Below are 17,703 nucleotides of genomic sequence, written 5' to 3'. Positions count from 1 at the left end.
CGGGGCGCTTCTCGCGTTAAGAGGCGGTAACGAGTGACACGCGGGCCGGCAATGGCCCAGATATTGGGGCGAACATGGCCAATACCGACAGTTTCATCGAAGAGGTCAACGAAGAGCTTCGCCGTGACCGGCTGTTCCGTCTGTTCCGGAAATGGGGCTGGATTCCGGTTCTGCTGGTCGTTGCGATTGTCGCGGCCGCAGCCTGGCGGGAATACTCGCTGGCGCAGGAACGCGCGGCCTCCGAGGCGTTCGGCGACGCCCTGATCGCCGCCCTTGACAATGACGACGCGGAGGCGCGTCAGGCGGCCCTGTCCGAGATCACCCCCACGAGCGAAAATGCCCGCGTGCTTCTGGCAATGCTTCTGGCCGGGGAACAGGCCAATGGCGAAAGCCCCGAAGAGGCTGCCGCCAGCTTGCGCAGCATCGCCGTGGACACCGCCTTGCCGGAACGCTACCGCGACCTTGCCTTGCTCAAGGCCCATATGCTGGCCCCGCAGGACTTTGCCACAGCGATGGCCGAACTCGACCAGCTGGCGCGACCTGGCCGCCCCTATCGCCCGCTGGCGATGGAACAGCAGGCGCTTTTGCATGTCAGCAACGGCGATCGGGAGGCCGCAATCGCGCTGTTGCGCCTGTTGGAGGAAGACAGCGAAGCCACGCCGGGCTTGCAACAGCGCGCGTCTCAGTTGATTGTGGCATTGGAATCCGGCGCTGCCCTGCAGGATCCGGCCCCGGTGGAGGACACCGCGACCGAAGGGTCAGAGACAGCGACCGAAGAGGAAGCCGGTGCCGAGGCTCCGGCAGACGAGGGGGAAGAGCCCCCGGCAGCAGAAAGCGCCCCCGAACAATAAGGGGCAGGGTGCCGGTGGTGGAACGGTTTGAAGAGGCGGCAGTCAGATGAACAAGATCAGCATTGGTTTCCTTGGGCTCGGATTGCTCGCCATGCTGGCCGCATGTGCAGAACGCGAGGTCATTCTCGAAGGGGATCGCTTCGGCACCCGCACGCCGCTGGATCAGGCCTTTCCCGGTATCGAGGCACCCGAAGTGGCAGAGGATACCGCAGCTCCGATTTCGCTGGCTGAGCCGGTCACTCTCGACAGCTGGCCCATGCGGTCCCTGACCACGCGCAACGTGGTTCCGCACCTGTCCCTGTCCGCTGCGCCGGTGGAGCTTTGGGCCAGTGATATCGGGCAGGGCAATACGCGCCGCGCCCGCATCACCGCCGACCCCGTCATGGCCGATGGCCGGATCTTCACCCTCGATTCCGACGCGCAGCTGACCGCGACCGGCACCGATGGCAGCACGCTTTGGACCGCCGATCTGACGGCGGGATACGAGCGCGGCGGCGGCGTGTCCGGAGGCGGCCTCGCGGTCGTGGGCGGCGTCGTCTACGCGACGACCGGCTATGGCGAGCTGATTGCCCTGCAACCGGCCAATGGCGAGGTCCTCTGGCGTCAGCGCCTCGGGGCCGGGATCACCGCACCGACGGTCACCGACAATTCCGTTTACGTGGTCAGCCGCGACAGTCAGGCCTGGTCGCTGAACCCCGAGAACGGCCGCATTCGCTGGCAACTGCCCGCAGGACCGGCCACGGCGGTTCTGTCCGGCGGCGCATCGCCTGCGCTGACCGATCGTCTGGTGATCTTCCCCTTCGGCTCGGGCGAGCTTGTGGCCACCCTGCGCCTGTCTGGCGTCCGGGTCTGGGGCACGACTGTCGCAGGGGCACGCCGGGGCGTGGCCTATAATGATCTCAACGATATCACCGGTGATCCGGTGATCGTGGGCAATACGCTTTATGCCGGCAACCAGTCCGGACGCGTCGTGGCGATGGAGGCCTCCTCGGGCGAGCGGCTCTGGACCGCGCAGGACGGTGCCTATTCGCCGGTGCTGCCGGCCGGTGATTCCATCTTCTTCGTGTCCGACCGCAACGAGCTGATCCGTCTGGACGCCGAAACCGGCACCCGCATCTGGGGCACTGAACTGCCGCTCTACGTCAATGAACGCGAACGCCGCCGCCAGGCCGTGTTCACGCATTACGGACCGATTCTGGCCGGGGGCCGCCTTGTGGTTGCCTCGGGCGACGGCAATATCCGCTTTTTCGATCCCGAAAGCGGGGCGGAACTGTCGCGCGTCGAAATCCGCGGCGGCGCGGCGGCGCATCCGATCGTCGTGGGCGGAACGCTCTACGTCGTGTCCGGGGCCGGGCGGCTGCACGCCTTCCGCTGATCGCATCACACAGGTTTTTTCGGGGGTTTGGCGTCACGACGGCTTTTCATTGCCTGTCAGCCGCGTTATGCCGCGCGATCTGGATAGAGTAAGGATAACGGGCCGATGAGCTTCGTTCTGGCCATTGTCGGGCGTCCCAATGTGGGCAAGTCGACGCTGTTCAACCGCCTAGTGGGCAAGAAACTGGCCTTGGTCGATGACCAGCCCGGCGTGACGCGTGATCTGCGCGAAGGGGCCGCGCGGCTTGGCGACCTTCGTTTTACCGTGATGGACACGGCGGGGCTGGAAGATGCCAATGACGACAGCCTGCCGGGCCGCATGCGCCGCCTGACCGAACGTGCCGTGGGTCTGGCCGATGCCTGCCTGTTCCTCGTCGATGCCCGCACCGGGATCACGCCCACGGATGAGGTCTTTGCCGATATCCTGCGCCGCTCCGGCACGCCGGTCATTCTGGCCGCCAACAAGGCCGAAGGCCGCGCCGCCGAGGCGGGCGTGATCGAGGCGTTCGGTCTGGGCCTTGGCGACCCGCTGGCTCTGTCCGCCGAACATGGCGAGGGAATGGCGGAACTGGCCGTGGTGCTGAGCCCGATGATCGAAGCGGCAGAGGCCAGGGCAGAAGAGGCCATCACCGATATCGACATCGAAGAGGGCGAGGACGCGCCAGAGCGCACCAAACCCCTTCAGATCGCTGTCATCGGTCGCCCGAATGCCGGGAAATCCACCCTGATCAACAAGATCATCGGCGAGGACCGGTTGCTGACCGGGCCAGAGGCCGGGATCACCCGCGATTCCATCGCCGTGACCGTCGACTGGGGCGGCATGCCGATGCGGATTTTCGACACCGCAGGCATGCGCAAGAAGGCCAAGGTGCAGGAGAAGCTGGAGAAGCTCTCCGTCTCCGATGGCCTACGCGCGGTGAAATTCGCCGAGATCGTGGTGGTGCTGCTCGATGCGGCGATTCCCTTCGAACAGCAGGACCTGCGCATCGCCGATCTGGCGGAACGCGAGGGCCGCGCGGTTGTCGTCGCGGTCAATAAATGGGACCTGGAAGAGCACAAGCAGGAAAAGCTGCGCGACATGCGCGAGGCTTTTGAACGGCTTCTGCCGCAGCTGCGCGGGGCGCCGCTGGTGACGGTGTCGGCCAAGACGGGCCGGGGGCTCGACCGGCTGCAACAGGCGATCGTGCGGTCCTATGATGTCTGGAACCGCCGGGTGCCGACCGCGACCCTGAACCGTTGGCTGCAGGGCATGGTCGAAGCGCATCCGCCCCCCGCACCATCCGGGCGCCGCATCAAGCTGCGCTACATGACCCAGGCAAAGACACGGCCGCCGGGATTCGTGGTCATGTGCTCCATGCCCGAGAAATTGCCGGAAAGCTATTCCCGCTATCTTGTCAATGGGTTGCGAGAAGACTTTGACATGCCCGGAACGCCCATTCGCCTGCATATGCGCAGCCAGGCCGATGCCAACCCCTACAAGGATCGCAAGAAGTCGATCCCCTCGCGGCTGGCCAAACATGTGCGCAAAGGGGCCACCAAGAAGAGCTGAGCCGACCACTGCTCAGCCCTTTCAGCTTGGCAAAAAAAAATACCTCGGGGGAGTCGCCTGAAAGGCGGCGGGGGCAGCGCCCCCAAAGAAAACGCGGCCCGGAACGGGCCGCGCGGATCGACGCCGAAGGCGGCGAAATCCCTTGTGCCTCAGGCGTTCGCGGCCCGGATCTTGTCGGCGGCCTCTTTCGAATAGCCAACACCCTTGTCATCGAAAAGCGTGTCCAGCTCTCCAGACAGGGTCATCTCGGTCACGATATCGCAGCCGCCCACGAACTCGCCCTTCACATAAAGTTGCGGGATGGTCGGCCAATCCGAAAAGGCCTTGATTCCCTGCCGAATCTCTTCGTCGGCCAGCACGTTCACATCGGCAAACTCGACGCCCATGAAGTTCAGCACCCCGGCCACGCGGCTGGAAAACCCGCATTGCGGCATCATCTTGGTGCCCTTCATGAACAGCACCACGTCATTGGCCTCGATAGTGTCTTTGATCTGGGTCTCTGCGCTCATCTCAGTCATTCCTGTGTCTGTTGCCGGGTACGAAGCCCTTAGCGTATTCCTGTGGATCCTTGGGGACGGTCCATGCCTTTGTCGTCCAGCCATTGCTGCTGTCACCACCGGCGCGAAACGTCGTCGTCAGAACAGTCTGTCCATCTCCCGGCTCTGTTCCCCGTCGTGCAGGCCCATGTTTTCGACGGATCGCGCGCTGCAGGATCATGTTGATTGCGCCCAGAATTACGACAAGGGCAAAGCCAATTGATATCACGATCCAGGGAAAGCTCACTCTGGTGCCTTCGTCGTCAGCGCCAGCGCATGCACCTCGCCCTGGGCGCCATCCATCTTGCCCTTCAGAGCTGCATAGACCGTGCGTTGCTGCTGCACCCGGTTCATGCCCTTGAAGCTTTCATCCACGACCTGCGCGGCGAAATGAACGCCGTCATCGCCCTCGACGATGATCTTCGCATTCGGGAGGCTTTCCCGGATCAGGTCTTCGATCTCCTGGGCCGTAATGGGCATTGTGGGCAACTCCTGTCTGTCATCCCAGATGTAATCCGCGACCAAGCTTCCCGCAAGGGCGCGACGTGAAAGGATCTTCGAAGATCCTTGGCAAAAATCTTCGAAGATTTTTCCCCGCGCCTGTGGTTAACCGAGCTTCTCTGCAAATGCGGTTCGATAGGTGGCAGAGAGCTCCGCCAGCGGCGCTTCGGACCCGCCCATGCGCACCTTTTCCCCGCCAAACCGTCCCACGGTCGTGATCGAAACGCCTGCCTGGCCTGCCGCGACCATCAGCGCCTCGGCCTTGTCGAAGGAACAGGCGATCAGGTAGCGTGCCTGATCCTCGCCGAAGAGCGTTGGCGTGTCGCCCGCATCCAGCGTGACACCCACGCCAGAGGCTTCCGCCATCTCGAAGGCCGCCAGCGCAAGCCCGCCATCCGACAGGTCCGAGCACATGTCGATCAGGCCGCGGTTTGCGCGGATGAAGTCGCCATTGCGCTTCTCGGCCTCCAGATCCACATGCGGCGCATCGCCGTCTTCGCGGCTGAACACCTCGTAAAGCAGGGCGGACTGGCCCAGATGCCCGGTGGTTTCGCCCACCAGAACCGCCACATGGCCGTCGCGCGCAGTCCCGCCGATCAGGTCAGCCACATTATCCAGCAACCCCACGGCCCCGATGGTGGGGGTGGGCAGGATGCCCTGGCCGTCGGTTTCGTTATAGAGCGAGACATTGCCCGACACGATCGGCACATCCAGCGCCGCAACTGCCGCGCCGATGCCTTTGATGGCGCCAACGAACTGGCCCATGATCTCCGGCTTTTCGGGATTGCCGAAGTTGAGGTTGTCGGTGGTGGCCAGCGGTAGCGCGCCGGTGGCGGTGATATTCCGATAGGCCTCGGCCACGGCCTGTTTGCCGCCCTCGAACGGGTTCGCCTTGACGTAGCGCGGGGTCACGTCAGAGGTGAAGGCCAGCGCCTTTTCGGTGCCATGCACGCGGGTCACGCCTGCGCCAAGGCCCGGCGCGCGGACGGTGTCGGCCATAACCATGTGGTCATATTGTTCATAGACCCACTGCTTGGCCGCGTAGTTTGGCGATCCGATCAGCGCCCTCAGCCCGTCGATGGGGTCGACACCCGCCACCGGTTCCATCTCGGCGGCTGCCGGGGTCTCCACCCAGGGGCGGTCATATTCCGGCGCGGTCGAGGAGAGTTTCGACAGCGGCAGATCGGCCATGACCTCATTGCCATGGATGATCAGGAAGCGGTCCTCAGGGATGGTTTCGCCCACGATGGCGAAATCGAGGTCCCATTTTTCGAACACGGCGCGGGCCTCGGCCTCCAACTCCGGGTTCAGGACCATGAGCATCCGCTCCTGGCTTTCCGACAGCATCATCTCATAGGCGCTCATCGCATCTTCACGCTGCGGCACGTGATCGAGGTTGAGCTGAATGCCAAGCCCGCCCTTGTCGCCCATTTCCACCGCCGAACAGGTCAGCCCGGCGGCGCCCATATCCTGAATCGAAATGACCGCGCCGGTCTGCATCAGCTCCATGCAGGCTTCCATCAGGCGTTTCTCGGTGAAGGGGTCGCCTACCTGGACCGTTGGGCGCTTTTCCTCGATCGCGTCGTCGAACTCGGCTGAGGCCATGGTGGCCCCGCCAACCCCGTCGCGGCCGGTCTTGGCCCCGAGGTAAACCACGGGCATACCCACGCCGGAGGCGGCGGAGTAGAAGATCTTGTCTGCGTCCGCCAACCCGGCAGCAAAGGCGTTCACAAGGCAATTGCCGTTATAGGCGGGGTGGAACCGCACCTCGCCGCCGACGGTCGGCACGCCGAAGCAGTTGCCGTAGCCGCCGATCCCTTCCACGACGCCATGCACCAGCTGCCGCGTCTTGGGGTGGTCGACCGCGCCGAAGGACAGCGCATTCATCGCAGCAATCGGCCGCGCGCCCATGGTGAAGACATCGCGCAGGATGCCGCCCACGCCGGTCGCTGCCCCTTGGTAGGGTTCGATATAGGAGGGGTGGTTGTGGCTCTCCATCTTGAAGACCACGGCCTGCCCGTCACCGATGTCGATCACACCCGCGTTCTCACCGGGGCCGCAAATGACCTGGGGGCCGTCCGTGGGCAGGGTGCGCAGCCATTTCTTGGAGGATTTGTAGGAACAATGTTCGTTCCACATGGCCGAGAAGATGCCCAGTTCCGTGAATGTCGGCTCTCGGCCGATGATCTCCAGAATGCGCTGATATTCATCGGGGCTCAGCCCGTGCGCGGCGATGATGTCGGGCGTGATGGCCGGTTCCTGCATGGTCTTCGATGTCCCTTGGGGCTCAGGTCGCTTGGCGCACTCTTTAGGGCAAGGCCCCGGCGGGGAAAAGGGGTGAGAGGTCACAGGGGGCGGCGGAATGTCAACGATGTGGCCCGTGCATGGCCCGGATGGGCGCTGGCACCGATCAGATGGAACCCCATTGCCCGGAATGTCCGGTGGTTTTCGCGCAGCTCCACCCGTGTCTGCAATCGCAGCCCCTTCAGCCCGCGCCGGACCGCTTCCTGCGCTGCAGCATCCACAAGCTGCCGGGCCAGCCCTGTACCGCGATGTCTGCGATCCACCGCCAGCTTGCCGATATAGTACTCCGTTTCCTGCGGATGGCCGAAGAGACAGGCAATTAGGCGGGAATTCTGCGTGATCAGAAAAAGGTCTTCTTCAGTGGCTTTCTGCTTCAGGCTTTCAGCAGTCATGCGCAAAAGAGAGGATGGTGGATCAATGCGGCCTTCCATGAAGGCAAAAGCCTTGTTCAGAAGGGCCAGAAGACCGTCCCAGTCCTGAAAGCTGTCTGAATTGAGCGAAACCGCGTGGCGCATCGCGCCGCAATAGCAGGGGATTAGACCAAAAAAAAGGCCGAGACGAATCTCGGCCAAAGTCCAACAGGGAGGTAGTGAGCGCGCGATGTCTATCGCCCGTCACTGATGCTGAAATAGTCAGCAGCATGTTAACGATCAAGGGTTTTTTCGCCGCATCGCCGCAATGCCGCTATGCGCGTTGCACATGGCTCACACTTTTTGCGGGTGCCAGGCGCGCGTTACCCCTCTTGCTCGCGTCGTTTGCGGCGATGCGCGATGATCTCCTCGGTCACGAAATCGCGGAACGCCTCGATCCGTTTGGAATGACGCAGCTCTTCCGGATAGGCAAGGAAAACAGGTACTTCGTTGCTTTCTACCTCTGGCAGGACGCGGACAAGCTGCGGGAAATCCTCTGCAAGGTAATCCGGCAGCAGACCAATGCCCAGATCGTGAATAACGCCCTGAAGGACGCCGAAATAGTTGTTGACCGTCAGGAAACTGCCCACATCGTAGGACATGATCTCGCGCACCAGCAGGGCCCCGGCGCTGACCTGCGCGGAATGGGCGTTCTGGCTGATCAGCCGGTGCTGGCCCAGTTCCTCCAGCGAGGCGGGGGTGCCGTTGGCCTCCAGATAGGTTTGCGAGGCATAAAGCTGCATCCGCACGCTCATCAGCTTTTTTCGGATCAGGTCGGCCTGGCTGGGTTCCTTCATGCGGATGGCGACATCGGCCTCGCGCATCGGCAGGTCCATTACCCGTTCTTCGAGGATCAGGTCGATCTTAAGCTCGGGGTACTTGTTATAAAGCTGCGGCAGGCGCGGGGCGAGCCAGAGCGTGCCGAATCCCACGGTCGTGGTGACCCGCAGCTCCCCAAAGACCTCTTCTTCACTGTCGCGAATGCGCGCGGCGGCGGCGTCCAGCCGTTTCGACATGGAACGGGTGGCGTCGAACAGCAACTCGCCCTGTTCGGTCAGGATCAGCCCACGCGCATGGCGGTGAAACAGTGTCGTATCAAGGCTTTCCTCCAGCGCGCGAATCTGGCGGCTGACGGCAGACTGGCTGAGATGCAGGGTGTCGCCCGCATGGGTCAGGCTGCCCGCATCGGCAACGGCGTGAAAAATGCGCAGCTTGTCCCAATCCATTGGAGAGACTTTCTTTTCCTGACGATGTGTCCTGTTACCCATGGCAACCTAGTCAATTTGCCTTACAGTTCAATGAAGAACTCCGCGCGTCAGCCAAACATCGCTTGAAAGGTCACAAATACTGACCTATAATGCGGGAAAATGCGGCATTCCATCGGGAGAGGACCATGGGACTGGCACAAGTTTCACTCAACGACCGTTTCGATCTGGAAAAATCCCCCGTTCTGTTGAACGGCACACAGGCGTTGGTGCGGCTGATGCTGGCGCAGAAATGGCGCGACCGGCAGGCAGGGCTGAACACGGCGGGCTTCGTGACCGGCTATCGCGGCTCGCCGCTTGGCGCGGTCGATCTGCAGATGTCCAAGGCCGAAACCGTGCTGAAGGCCGCCGATGTGCTGTTCCGTCCCGGTCTGAACGAGGATCTTGCCGCAACGTCGCTTTGGGGCGCGCAGCAGGCGGAATTGCGGGGCGAGGGCAAATATGACGGCGTTTTCGGCCTCTGGTACGGCAAAGGGCCGGGGGTGGACCGCTCGGGCGATGTGATGCGCCACGCCAATATGGCCGGAACCTCGCCTCATGGCGGGGTGATCATGGCCATGGGCGACGATCACACCGGCGAAAGCTCCACCGTCTGCCACCAGTCCGATTGGGCGATGGTCGATGTGCATATGCCGGTGCTCTCGCCCGCAGGCGTACAGGAGATCCTGGACTACGGCCATTACGGCTATGAGCTTAGCCGCTTTGCCGGGGTCTGGGTGGGGCTGAAGGTGATGAAGGATACGGTCGAGGCGACCTCTGTCGTCGATGGCCGCCCCGACCGCATGGCCTTCACTCGCCCCGATTTCACCATGCCGCCCGGCGGGCTGAACATCCGCCTTGGCGATCACTGGATCGCGCAGGAAGAGCGGCTTCTGGCCCACAAGCGCTTTGCCGCCGAGGCCTTTGCGCGGGCCAACGGCATCGACAAGCGGGTTCTGGGCAAGCCCGGTGCCAAGATCGGCTTCGTCGCGGCGGGCAAGAACTGGCTCGACCTCGTGCATGCGATGGAACTGCTTGGCATCCACGAAGACGAGGCCGAGCGGCTCGGCATCACCACCTACAAGGTCGGGCAGACCTGGCCCCTGGACATGAAAAGCCTCGGGGACTGGGCCGAAGGGCTGGAGCTGATCGTCGTCGTCGAGGAAAAGCGCAAGCTGATCGAGGTTCAGATCAAGGAAGCCATCTTCGACAACCGGCGCGGCCGCCGCGTCTATGGCTACAAGGGTGGCAAGGGCGAGGTCCTGTTCCCGACCCATTACGCGCTCGACCCCAATGATATCGCGGTGAAGCTCGGCAATATCCTGATCGACGAGGGCCGCGCCACCGACCGCATCCGCGCAGGCATTCAGCAGGTGACCGACGCCATGCGCGCCGACAATGCGCAGGATCTGGCGACGCGGCTGCCCTGGTTCTGCTCGGGCTGCCCGCACAATACCTCCACCAAGGTGCCCGAAGGCGCGCGCGGGGGCGCGGGCATCGGCTGTCACTTCATGGCCAAATGGATGGACCGCAACACCGAGGCCTTTACCCATATGGGCGCGGAAGGGGCAAACTGGGCCGGCGAGGCGCCGTTTTCCACCCGCAAGCACATCTTCCAGAACCTGGGCGAGGGCACCTACAACCACTCGGGCATTCTGGCCATCCGCGCGGCCATCGCGGCGGGCACCAACATCACCTACAAGATCCTCTTCAACGATGCCGTCGCCATGACCGGCGGCCAGCACAACGAGGGCGATCTGGACCCGGCGCGCATCGCCCATGAAATCCGCGCCATGGGCGTGAAACACATCGCGCTCATCTACGACCCCAAGGAAGAGATTGAGTTTTCAGCCTTTCCGCGCGACGTCGAACGCCATGAACGCGACGACCTGATGACCGTACAGGAGAAGTTTCAGGACATCGAGGGCGTCTCTGCCATCATCTACGTGCAGACCTGCGCCGCCGAAAAACGCCGCCGTCGCAAGCGCGGCACCTTCCCCGATCCCGATCGCCGCGTCTTCATCAACACCGATGTCTGTGAAGGCTGCGGCGATTGCGGGGTGCAGTCGAACTGCGTGTCCATCGTGCCGGTGGAAACCGAACTTGGCCGCAAGCGGGCGATTGATCAGTCGAGCTGCAACAAGGATTTCTCCTGCCTCAAGGGCTTCTGCCCCAGTTTCGTGACCGTCGAGGGTGGCAAGATCCGCAAGGAGGCCTCGGCCAGCGTCGATGTGGGCCATCTGCCCGCGCCCGACCTGCCCGCCATCAACGGCACCCATAACGTGGTGATCACCGGCGTCGGCGGCACCGGCGTTGTGACCGTAGGCGCGGTTCTGGCGCAGGCCGCGCAGCTTGATGGCAAGGGCGCGGGGATGATCGAGATGGCGGGGCTCGCGCAGAAGGGCGGCGCGGTGCATATCCACCTGCGCCTTGCGGAACAACCCGAGGATATCAGCGCGATCCGCGTCGCCGTGGGCGAGGCCGATGCGGTGATCGGCGGCGATCTGGTGGTCAGCGCAGGGGCCAAGACGCTCGGCCTGATGACGACGGGCCGCACCAAGGCTGTGGTCAACAGCCATGAAATCATCACCGGCGCTTTCACCCGCGATACGGAATTCCGTATTCCCGTGAATGACTTGGAGATCGCCCTTCAAGCACGTCTGGGGGAGGGTCTGGCGCTGTTCGATGCCTCGGACCTCGCGCGCCGGCTGATGGGCGATTCCATCTTCTCCAACATGATGGTGCTCGGTGCCGCCTGGCAGAACGGTCTGGTGCCGCTGAGCCACGAGGCCATTCTGGGCGCGATCGAGCTGAATGGCGCGGCGGTGGAACGCAACAAGCAGGCCTTCGAACTGGGCCGGTGGGCGGTGCTGCACCCCGAGGAGGCGGCGAAGATCGGCGGCGATGTGGTCGAGATGCCGAAATCGCTGGAGGACCGCATCGCCTTCCGCGCGGCGCATCTGGTGGACTATCAGGGCAAGCGGCTGGCCAAGCGGTATCGCAAGCTGGTGGACGGCGTGGAGGATGCGGCGCTGAAGGAGGCTGTCGCAATCGGATATCATAAGCTGCTGGCCTACAAGGATGAATACGAGGTTGCACGGCTCCATCTGGAGACCGAAGCGAAGGCGCGGGAGGTTTTTGAAGGCGATCTGAAGCTCAGCTATCACCTCGCGCCGCCGATGCTGCCGGGCAAGGATGCCGCTGGCCGCCCGCGCAAACGACAATTCGGGGCCTGGATGGGGCGCGGCTTCAAGCTGCTCGCCAAACTGCGCAAGCTGCGCGGCACCCCGCTCGATGTCTTCGGCTATACCGCCGAACGCCGGATGGAACGTGATCTGATCCGTCAATACGAGGCGGACATGGCGGAAATCTGCACGAAGATCACCCCGGAAACAATTGATATCGCGGTGGAAATCGCCTCTCTGCCGCGTCAGATCCGGGGCTTCGGCCCGGTGAAAGAGGCAAATGCCGAGGCCGCAAGCCGTCGCCGGGAAGAACTGTTGCAGGCGTTCCGCGCCGGGGGCAGCCCGATGGCGACGGCGGCGGAGTGAGGTGATCAAGCGGAGGCGCTGCCGCGCCGCTCTGTTCCCGCCCGTGGGAAGGCGACGCCAAACGTGGGCGTCCGGCCGGATTGCACGGTCGGGATTTGAGTATTTGGACCAAGAAGAAGGGGTCAGGCTGCGCGGATCGTGAAAGCGGTGCCCTGATCCATGTCCTCGGTCTTCAACAATTCCACGCCCTGTTCTGCGCAGAAATGCGGGATGTCGATCCGTGCCACCGGATCGTCGGCAAGGATGCGGATCACCGCGCCTGGCCGGGCGGCCAGCAGCACCTTGCGCAGGCGCAGGACGGGCAGGGGGCAGAGCAGGCCGAGCGCGTCGATATCGTGATCCGGTGTCATGTCCTGCGCCTAACGCAGGGCTGCGGCTTTTGTCCACGGGAATGTGAGATCGCTTGGGCTGGTCTTTTTCCCTGCGGCGCGGCAGGAAGGGGACATGTTCGGAATTGATCTTTTCGATGCGGGGCTGCTGCCCGCGATGCTGGTGGCCCTGACAGCGGGGGTGTTGAGTTTCCTCAGCCCCTGCGTGCTGCCGATTGTGCCGCCTTACCTCGCCTATATGGGCGGGATCAGCATGAACGAGATGCAGGAAGGCACGGGCCGCAGACGGGCGGTTCTGGCGGCGGCGTTTTTCGTGCTGGGGCTGTCGACGGTGTTCGTATTCCTGGGTTTCACCGCCTCGATCTTCGGGCAGTTCTTTTTGCAAAATCAGGATCTTCTGGCGAAGATTGCCGGGGCGGTCGTGATCATCTTCGGTCTGCATTTCCTGGGCGTCTTCCGCATTTCGATCCTCGACCGGGATGCGCGGATGGATGCGGGCGACCGGGGGGGCTCGGCCCTTGGGGCCTATGTGCTCGGGCTCGCCTTCGCCTTTGGCTGGACTCCGTGCATCGGGCCGCAACTGGGCGCGATCCTGGGCCTTGCGGCGGTGGAATCGTCCGTCGCACGCGGCACGACGCTGCTGGCGGTCTATGCGCTCGGGCTTGGGGTGCCGTTTTTGCTGGCGGCGATGTTCATCGAACGCGCCATGGGGCTGATGACGCGGCTCAAGCGCCATATGAAACTGATCGAGCGGATCATGGGCCTGTTGCTGATTGCCGTGGGGCTGATGCTGCTGACCGGCGCGTTTACGACGCTGTCCTTCTGGATCCTCGAAACCTTCCCGGCGCTTGGCGAATTGGGCTGATCGGGCCTTAGCCTTGCCTGAATTTCCCTGTATGCTGTGCCGGAAAGCCGGTGCAGAGTAGAGTGATGAGTGAGGCACAGAGCCAAGAGGTCAGGACCCGGCGGGTTCTCTATATTCCCGGCTTCGACCCGGTCCCGGCGCGCAAATATCGTGAACGGTATCGGCGCGGGGGCGAGGAACAGGCGGACATTTCCGGATATGCCCTGAGGATGGGGCCGCAGCGGACCAAGGGCTATTACGGCTGGTCGGTGGAGACGGAGAGTCGCGGCGACCGGACGCGCGCCGATATCGAGGTGCTGGTCTGGGCCGATATCGTCAAGGACAGCATGGGCCACGGGATTGCCGCGACCTACTGGCAGCTTGTGAAAACGGCCTGGGCCTATATCGGATCGGGTGCTCTCTTCCGGCTGATGCGGTTACGCAAAGGGCCGGTGATCGCGGCGCTTTATCCGGTGGTGCTGCTGCTGGCGCAACTGGGTCTGGCCCTTGGGCTTGGCTTTGCGCTGGCATATGGCGCGCTAGCGGGGTCCGAGGCACTGCTGCGGGGGATTGAAGGGGAACGATCCGGCGGGCAGAGCCTGTTTGTTTTGCGCGCGGCCATGGCGCTGGTGATGTGGCCCTGTTTGGCCTGGCTGGTGCTGCGCTGGTTCAAGCGGCGCGACCCCTGGCTTGGCTGGTACCTGATGCATGATTATGCCTTTTCGGCGAGCCACGGCGGGGCCTATCCCCCCGCTCAGGAAGCGCGGATGCGGGAGTTCGCGGATCGGATCGCCGGGGCGCTGGCCGAAGATGTGGAGGAGGTTCTGGTCGTCGGCCATTCCTCGGGCGCCTATATGGCGGTGTCCCTGCTGGCCGATGTGATCCGGGCGGGCAGGGTGCCTGAAAACGGCCCGAAACTGGCGCTGCTGACGCTTGGCCATGTGGTGCCGATGGTCTCGTTCCTGCCAAAGGCGGGGCGGTTGCGGGCGGATCTGGCGTTTCTGTCCACGCGAGAGGAGATCACCTGGCTCGACGTGACCGCGCCGGGCGATGGCTGTTCCTTCGCGCTGTGTGATCCGGTGGCAGTGACGGGGATCGCGCCAGAGGGGCAGCGTTGGCCGCTGGTCATTTCGGCGGCGTTTACGCAGACCCTCAGCCCCGAGCGGCAGAAGGCCCTGAAATGGCAGCTGTTCGAACTGCACTTCCAGTATCTCAATGCCTTCGACCGGCCCGGCGATTACGACTATTTCCAGATCACCGCCGGGCCTTTGACACTGGCCACCCGCTACGCGGGCCGCGCGCCCTCACCGGGGCGCATTTCCAAGCCGGTCAACCGACACCGGGGGCTGGCATGATCCCGCCCAAGCCCAAATCACGGCCTGACCGGGTCTCTCTCTGGCGCTATATGCGGTTATTCCGGCAGGACATCCTGTCGGCGCAGCCCGCGCGGCTCTACCGGGCCTGGATGGCGGAGTTCAAGACGCCGTTTTTCCGCAGCTTCATGGTGAATGAACCTGCGCTGCTGGATCTGGTCCTGAAAACCCGCCCCGATGATTTCCCCAAATCCGACCGGATCGGCGAGGGGCTGCGCCCGCTGCTTGGCGACTCGGTCTTCCTGACCAATGGCGAGACGTGGAAGCGGCAACGCCGGATCATCGACCCGGCCTTCGAGGGCGGGCGGCTGCGCGACACCTTCCCGGCCATGTGGGCGGCAGCAGAGGCCGCCTGCGCGCGCATGGTGGCGGGCGAGGTGGAGGTCGAGGAACAGATGAGCCACGCGGCGGCGGATGTGATTTTCCGCACGCTCTTTTCCATCCCCATCGAGCATGAGGTGGCGGCAGAGGTCTTCACCCAGTTCCGCGATTACCAGCGCACGCAGCCCATCCTGAACCTCGCCGCCTTCCTGCCCCTGCCGCGCTTCCTGCCGCGCGGGCACCGGCGCAAGACGCGGGAAACGGCGAAGGCGATCCGGGGGCTGATCACGCGGCTGACGGCAGAGCGGATGGCGGACATCGAGGCGGGGACCGCGCCCGATGATCTGGCCACCAAGATCATGACCACGGCGGACCCGCTGACGGGGCAGACCTTCAGCACCGGCGAAATGGTCGATCAGGTGGCGATCTTCTTTCTTGCGGGGCATGAGACCAGCGCCTCGGCTCTGGCCTGGACGCTTTACCTGATGGCGCTTTACCCCGAGTGGCAGGACAGGGTGGCAGAGGAAGCGCGGGCTTTGGAAAACACTGACTTTTCAGTCACGTCCAAGCTGAAGTTAAGCCGCGATGTGTTCCGCGAGGCGCTGCGGCTTTACCCGCCGGTGCCGATGATGGTGCGCGAGGCCGCCTGCCCGGAGCGTTTCCGCAACCGCGACGTGCCCAAGGGCGCGCAGATTGTCCTCAGCCCCTGGCATTTGCACCGGCATGAAAGGCTCTGGGACAATCCCGACGGGTTCGACCCCGCGCGCTGGCACACGGAGAACGGCAAGAAATGCCAGCGCGAGGCCTATATTCCGTTTTCCACCGGGTCACGCGTCTGCACGGGGGCGGGGTTTGCGATGGTCGAAGGCCCGCTTCTGCTGTCGATGCTGCTCAAACGCTACCGGTTCGAGCGGATCGAAGGGAAAGACCCGGTGCCGGTGGCCTTCCTGACCGTGCGTGCCAAGGACGGCATTCACCTGCGTGTCACCCCCCGTCAGGAGGCCTGAAGCGCTTCTACAATTGGCAGGAAATCGGCGGCTTTCAGGGAGGCCCCGCCCACCAAAGCGCCGTTTACGTTGCTGACCGCGAAAATCTCTGCCGCGTTCGCGCCCTTGACCGACCCGCCATAGAGGATCGGCACCGCGCGGCCCACGCCGACGCCGAAGCGCTTTTCCAGTTCGGCGCGGATGAAATCATGCACCTCGCCGATCTGGTGCAGGGTGGGCACCTTCCCGGTGCCGATGGCCCAGACAGGCTCGTAGGCGATCACCAGACGGTCGGCGCTGACCAGATCGGGGACCGATCCCGCCAACTGCCCGCCGATGATGGCAAGCGTGTTGGCGGCCTCGCGTTCCGCCAGCGTTTCACCGACGCAAATGACCGCCGTCAGGCCCGCCGCAATCGCCGCCTTGGCCTTGGCGCGGACATCCGAGTCCGTTTCGCCATGATCGGTGCGGCGTTCGGAATGACCGAGGATCACATGGGTCGCGCCCGCATCGGCCAGCATCCCGGCAGAGATGTCGCCGGTATGGGCGCCGGTTACAGCGGCATGGCAATCCTGCCCGCCCGTGGCGATGGCACTGCCCGACAGCGTGTCAGACAGGCGCGAGAGCAGCGTCGCAGGCGGGCAGATCAGCACATCGACAGATGCAGAGGGCAGGGCGGCTTTCAGCGCCTCCGCCTCGGCAAGGCTCGCGCCCGTTCCGTTCATCTTCCAGTTCCCGGCGGCAAGCTTGCGGACCATATCGACACCCTTCTTCATCACGCTTTCGCAGGGGATAGCGCGAAACAGGCGGGGCGGGAAGGGCTATAGGTGGCGCAGCGCCCGGCGTGCCCAGTCACAGGCCATCTCCGGATCGTCGAGCGCCGCGTCCGGCAGGGTCCAATAGGGCATCGACGTGGGCTTGCCGCCCTCGCGGGTGTAGGTCCATCGGGTGCAGCCCTCGGCCTCCAGCTCGGCAATGAAATCGCCCGCGCCTTTCAGCCAGATAGACCCGTCCCCATGGACAATCGCGAAGATCGTGCCCTCGTGATAAAGGCACAGCCCGCCCATCATGCGCCGGGTGCTCAGCTCGCCAAGGTCCGAAAACAGCTCTTTCGCGAAGGCAATCTCCTCCGCTGACAGGCTCATTTCCCGGCCTGTTCGGCCTGAAGCTCGTCAATATCCTTGAACTTGATCGATTCCCCGCAGCCACAGGCATCGGCCACGTTCGGGTTGCGGAATTTGAACCCCGATTCCAGCAGCGACACCTCGTAGTCGATCTCGGTCCCGAAGAGGAACATCTGCGCCATCGGCGCGATCATCACCCGCGCGCCGTCCTGTTCCACGACCTCGTCGAGCGGGTCGATCTCGGACACATACTCCATCGTGTATTCCATCCCCGCGCAGCCGCCCTTCTTGACGCCGATGCGCAAGCCCTGCGATCCGCCGGACTCCATCAGTTTGGAAATCTGGCGCGCTGCGGCGTCGGTAACGGTCACGGCCTGTTTGCCGGGAATGCCGAACATGGGGATGG

16 protein-coding genes are annotated in these 17,703 nt (G+C 63.8%); 7 read left to right on the top strand and 9 right to left on the bottom strand.

The window, feature by feature from the left end:
* Positions 1 to 74: 74 nt before the first annotated feature.
* The 3 genes from RBB16_RS03605 to der all read left to right on the top strand — a co-directional run bounded on the left by RBB16_RS03605 (position 75) and on the right by der (position 3,774).
* Complete coding sequence (locus RBB16_RS03605) at positions 75 to 851, top strand: tetratricopeptide repeat protein (protein ID WP_306044844.1); 777 nt, start codon at positions 75 to 77, stop codon at positions 849 to 851.
* A 46-nt stretch (positions 852 to 897) separates the two neighbouring features.
* Positions 898 to 2,226, top strand: coding sequence for a PQQ-like beta-propeller repeat protein (locus RBB16_RS03600; protein WP_306044843.1), 1,329 nt, complete (start codon positions 898 to 900; stop codon positions 2,224 to 2,226).
* A 105-nt stretch (positions 2,227 to 2,331) separates the two neighbouring features.
* Positions 2,332 to 3,774, top strand: a complete 1,443-nt coding sequence (der, locus tag RBB16_RS03595) for a ribosome biogenesis GTPase Der (RefSeq protein ID WP_306044841.1) — start codon at positions 2,332 to 2,334, stop codon at positions 3,772 to 3,774.
* Between the two features lie 149 nt (positions 3,775 to 3,923).
* On the opposite strand, the gene grxD is transcribed toward der, so the two are convergent.
* From grxD to RBB16_RS03570, 5 genes are all read right to left on the bottom strand, one after another.
* Complete coding sequence (gene grxD, locus RBB16_RS03590) at positions 3,924 to 4,283, bottom strand: Grx4 family monothiol glutaredoxin (RefSeq protein WP_306044840.1); 360 nt, start codon at positions 4,281 to 4,283, stop codon at positions 3,924 to 3,926.
* A gap of 270 nt (positions 4,284 to 4,553) precedes the next feature.
* Positions 4,554 to 4,790, bottom strand: a complete 237-nt coding sequence (locus RBB16_RS03585; RefSeq protein ID WP_306044838.1) for a BolA family protein — start codon at positions 4,788 to 4,790, stop codon at positions 4,554 to 4,556.
* A 126-nt stretch (positions 4,791 to 4,916) separates the two neighbouring features.
* A complete protein-coding gene (gene purL / locus RBB16_RS03580; RefSeq protein ID WP_306044836.1) occupies positions 4,917 to 7,076 on the bottom strand; it encodes a phosphoribosylformylglycinamidine synthase subunit PurL in 2,160 nt (719 codons plus the stop codon).
* A gap of 80 nt (positions 7,077 to 7,156) precedes the next feature.
* Positions 7,157 to 7,630 carry a GNAT family N-acetyltransferase gene (locus tag RBB16_RS03575; protein ID WP_306044835.1) on the bottom strand — a complete coding sequence of 158 codons (474 nt, stop codon included), beginning with the start codon at positions 7,628 to 7,630 and terminating at the stop codon, positions 7,157 to 7,159.
* Positions 7,631 to 7,848: 218 nt separating this feature from the next.
* Positions 7,849 to 8,751 (bottom strand): LysR family transcriptional regulator, encoded by a 903-nt coding sequence (locus tag RBB16_RS03570; protein WP_071689794.1) that lies wholly within the window; start codon positions 8,749 to 8,751, stop codon positions 7,849 to 7,851.
* 131 nt (positions 8,752 to 8,882) lie between these two features.
* Here RBB16_RS03570 and RBB16_RS03565 point away from each other — a divergent pair, with 131 nt between their 5' ends.
* On the top strand, positions 8,883 to 12,320 hold the full coding sequence (locus RBB16_RS03565; protein WP_306044834.1) for an indolepyruvate ferredoxin oxidoreductase family protein: 3,438 nt from the start codon (positions 8,883 to 8,885) through the stop codon (positions 12,318 to 12,320).
* Positions 12,321 to 12,442: 122 nt separating this feature from the next.
* Here RBB16_RS03565 and RBB16_RS03560 read toward each other — a convergent pair whose 3' ends face one another.
* Positions 12,443 to 12,670: a sulfurtransferase TusA family protein gene (locus RBB16_RS03560; RefSeq protein WP_306044833.1), complete on the bottom strand. Its 228-nt coding sequence runs from the start codon at positions 12,668 to 12,670 to the stop codon at positions 12,443 to 12,445.
* A gap of 94 nt (positions 12,671 to 12,764) precedes the next feature.
* Between RBB16_RS03560 and RBB16_RS03555 the strand changes: the two genes are divergently transcribed.
* The 3 genes from RBB16_RS03555 (at position 12,765) to RBB16_RS03545 (ending at position 16,194) form a co-directional block, all read left to right on the top strand.
* Positions 12,765 to 13,514 (top strand): cytochrome c biogenesis CcdA family protein, encoded by a 750-nt coding sequence (locus RBB16_RS03555; RefSeq protein WP_306044832.1) that lies wholly within the window; start codon positions 12,765 to 12,767, stop codon positions 13,512 to 13,514.
* A gap of 65 nt (positions 13,515 to 13,579) precedes the next feature.
* On the top strand, positions 13,580 to 14,848 hold the full coding sequence (locus tag RBB16_RS03550) for a hypothetical protein (RefSeq protein WP_306044831.1): 1,269 nt from the start codon (positions 13,580 to 13,582) through the stop codon (positions 14,846 to 14,848).
* Positions 14,845 to 16,194 carry a cytochrome P450 gene (locus tag RBB16_RS03545; protein ID WP_306044830.1) on the top strand — a complete coding sequence of 450 codons (1,350 nt, stop codon included), beginning with the start codon at positions 14,845 to 14,847 and terminating at the stop codon, positions 16,192 to 16,194. The genes RBB16_RS03550 and RBB16_RS03545 overlap by 4 nt, the downstream gene beginning before the upstream one ends.
* Here RBB16_RS03545 and tpiA read toward each other — a convergent pair.
* The 3 genes from tpiA to RBB16_RS03530 all read right to left on the bottom strand — a co-directional run bounded on the left by tpiA (position 16,182) and on the right by RBB16_RS03530 (position 17,695).
* Complete coding sequence (tpiA, locus tag RBB16_RS03540; protein WP_306044829.1) at positions 16,182 to 16,931, bottom strand: triose-phosphate isomerase; 750 nt, start codon at positions 16,929 to 16,931, stop codon at positions 16,182 to 16,184. The two genes, RBB16_RS03545 and tpiA, sit on opposite strands and share 13 nt — an antisense overlap.
* A gap of 63 nt (positions 16,932 to 16,994) precedes the next feature.
* A complete protein-coding gene (locus RBB16_RS03535) occupies positions 16,995 to 17,318 on the bottom strand; it encodes a TfoX/Sxy family protein (protein ID WP_306044828.1) in 324 nt (107 codons plus the stop codon).
* Entirely contained in the window at positions 17,315 to 17,695 is a 381-nt protein-coding gene (locus tag RBB16_RS03530; RefSeq protein ID WP_071689802.1) for an iron-sulfur cluster assembly accessory protein, read from the bottom strand. The genes RBB16_RS03535 and RBB16_RS03530 overlap by 4 nt, the downstream gene beginning before the upstream one ends.
* Positions 17,696 to 17,703: the final 8 nt, after the last annotated feature.

The organism is Nioella sp. MMSF_3534 (assembly GCF_030732985.1).
Lineage (GTDB): Bacteria > Pseudomonadota > Alphaproteobacteria > Rhodobacterales > Rhodobacteraceae > Nioella.
The sequence above is the reverse complement of the archived record's forward strand: the minus strand, read 5'-3'. Positions and strand labels throughout refer to the sequence as shown.

What these genes read in the sequence shown, in the direction of transcription:
- RBB16_RS03575 (WP_306044835.1), bottom strand. Translation starts at nt 7,630, where the DNA reads ATGCGCCACGCGGTTTCGCTCAATTCAGACAGCTTTCAGGACTGGGAC.
- RBB16_RS03605 (WP_306044844.1), top strand. Translation starts at nt 75, where the DNA reads ATGGCCAATACCGACAGTTTCATCGAAGAGGTCAACGAAGAGCTTCGC.
- RBB16_RS03600 (WP_306044843.1), top strand. Translation starts at nt 898, where the DNA reads ATGAACAAGATCAGCATTGGTTTCCTTGGGCTCGGATTGCTCGCCATG.
- RBB16_RS03555 (WP_306044832.1), top strand. Translation starts at nt 12,765, where the DNA reads ATGTTCGGAATTGATCTTTTCGATGCGGGGCTGCTGCCCGCGATGCTG.
- purL (WP_306044836.1), bottom strand. Translation starts at nt 7,076, where the DNA reads ATGCAGGAACCGGCCATCACGCCCGACATCATCGCCGCGCACGGGCTG.
- RBB16_RS03585 (WP_306044838.1), bottom strand. Translation starts at nt 4,790, where the DNA reads ATGCCCATTACGGCCCAGGAGATCGAAGACCTGATCCGGGAAAGCCTC.
- RBB16_RS03530 (WP_071689802.1), bottom strand. Translation starts at nt 17,695, where the DNA reads ATGTTCGGCATTCCCGGCAAACAGGCCGTGACCGTTACCGACGCCGCA.
- RBB16_RS03550 (WP_306044831.1), top strand. Translation starts at nt 13,580, where the DNA reads ATGAGTGAGGCACAGAGCCAAGAGGTCAGGACCCGGCGGGTTCTCTAT.
- RBB16_RS03535 (WP_306044828.1), bottom strand. Translation starts at nt 17,318, where the DNA reads ATGAGCCTGTCAGCGGAGGAGATTGCCTTCGCGAAAGAGCTGTTTTCG.
- RBB16_RS03545 (WP_306044830.1), top strand. Translation starts at nt 14,845, where the DNA reads ATGATCCCGCCCAAGCCCAAATCACGGCCTGACCGGGTCTCTCTCTGG.
- RBB16_RS03570 (WP_071689794.1), bottom strand. Translation starts at nt 8,751, where the DNA reads ATGGATTGGGACAAGCTGCGCATTTTTCACGCCGTTGCCGATGCGGGC.
- der (WP_306044841.1), top strand. Translation starts at nt 2,332, where the DNA reads ATGAGCTTCGTTCTGGCCATTGTCGGGCGTCCCAATGTGGGCAAGTCG.
- tpiA (WP_306044829.1), bottom strand. Translation starts at nt 16,931, where the DNA reads ATGGTCCGCAAGCTTGCCGCCGGGAACTGGAAGATGAACGGAACGGGC.
- RBB16_RS03560 (WP_306044833.1), bottom strand. Translation starts at nt 12,670, where the DNA reads ATGACACCGGATCACGATATCGACGCGCTCGGCCTGCTCTGCCCCCTG.
- grxD (WP_306044840.1), bottom strand. Translation starts at nt 4,283, where the DNA reads ATGAGCGCAGAGACCCAGATCAAAGACACTATCGAGGCCAATGACGTG.
- RBB16_RS03565 (WP_306044834.1), top strand. Translation starts at nt 8,883, where the DNA reads ATGCGGGAAAATGCGGCATTCCATCGGGAGAGGACCATGGGACTGGCA.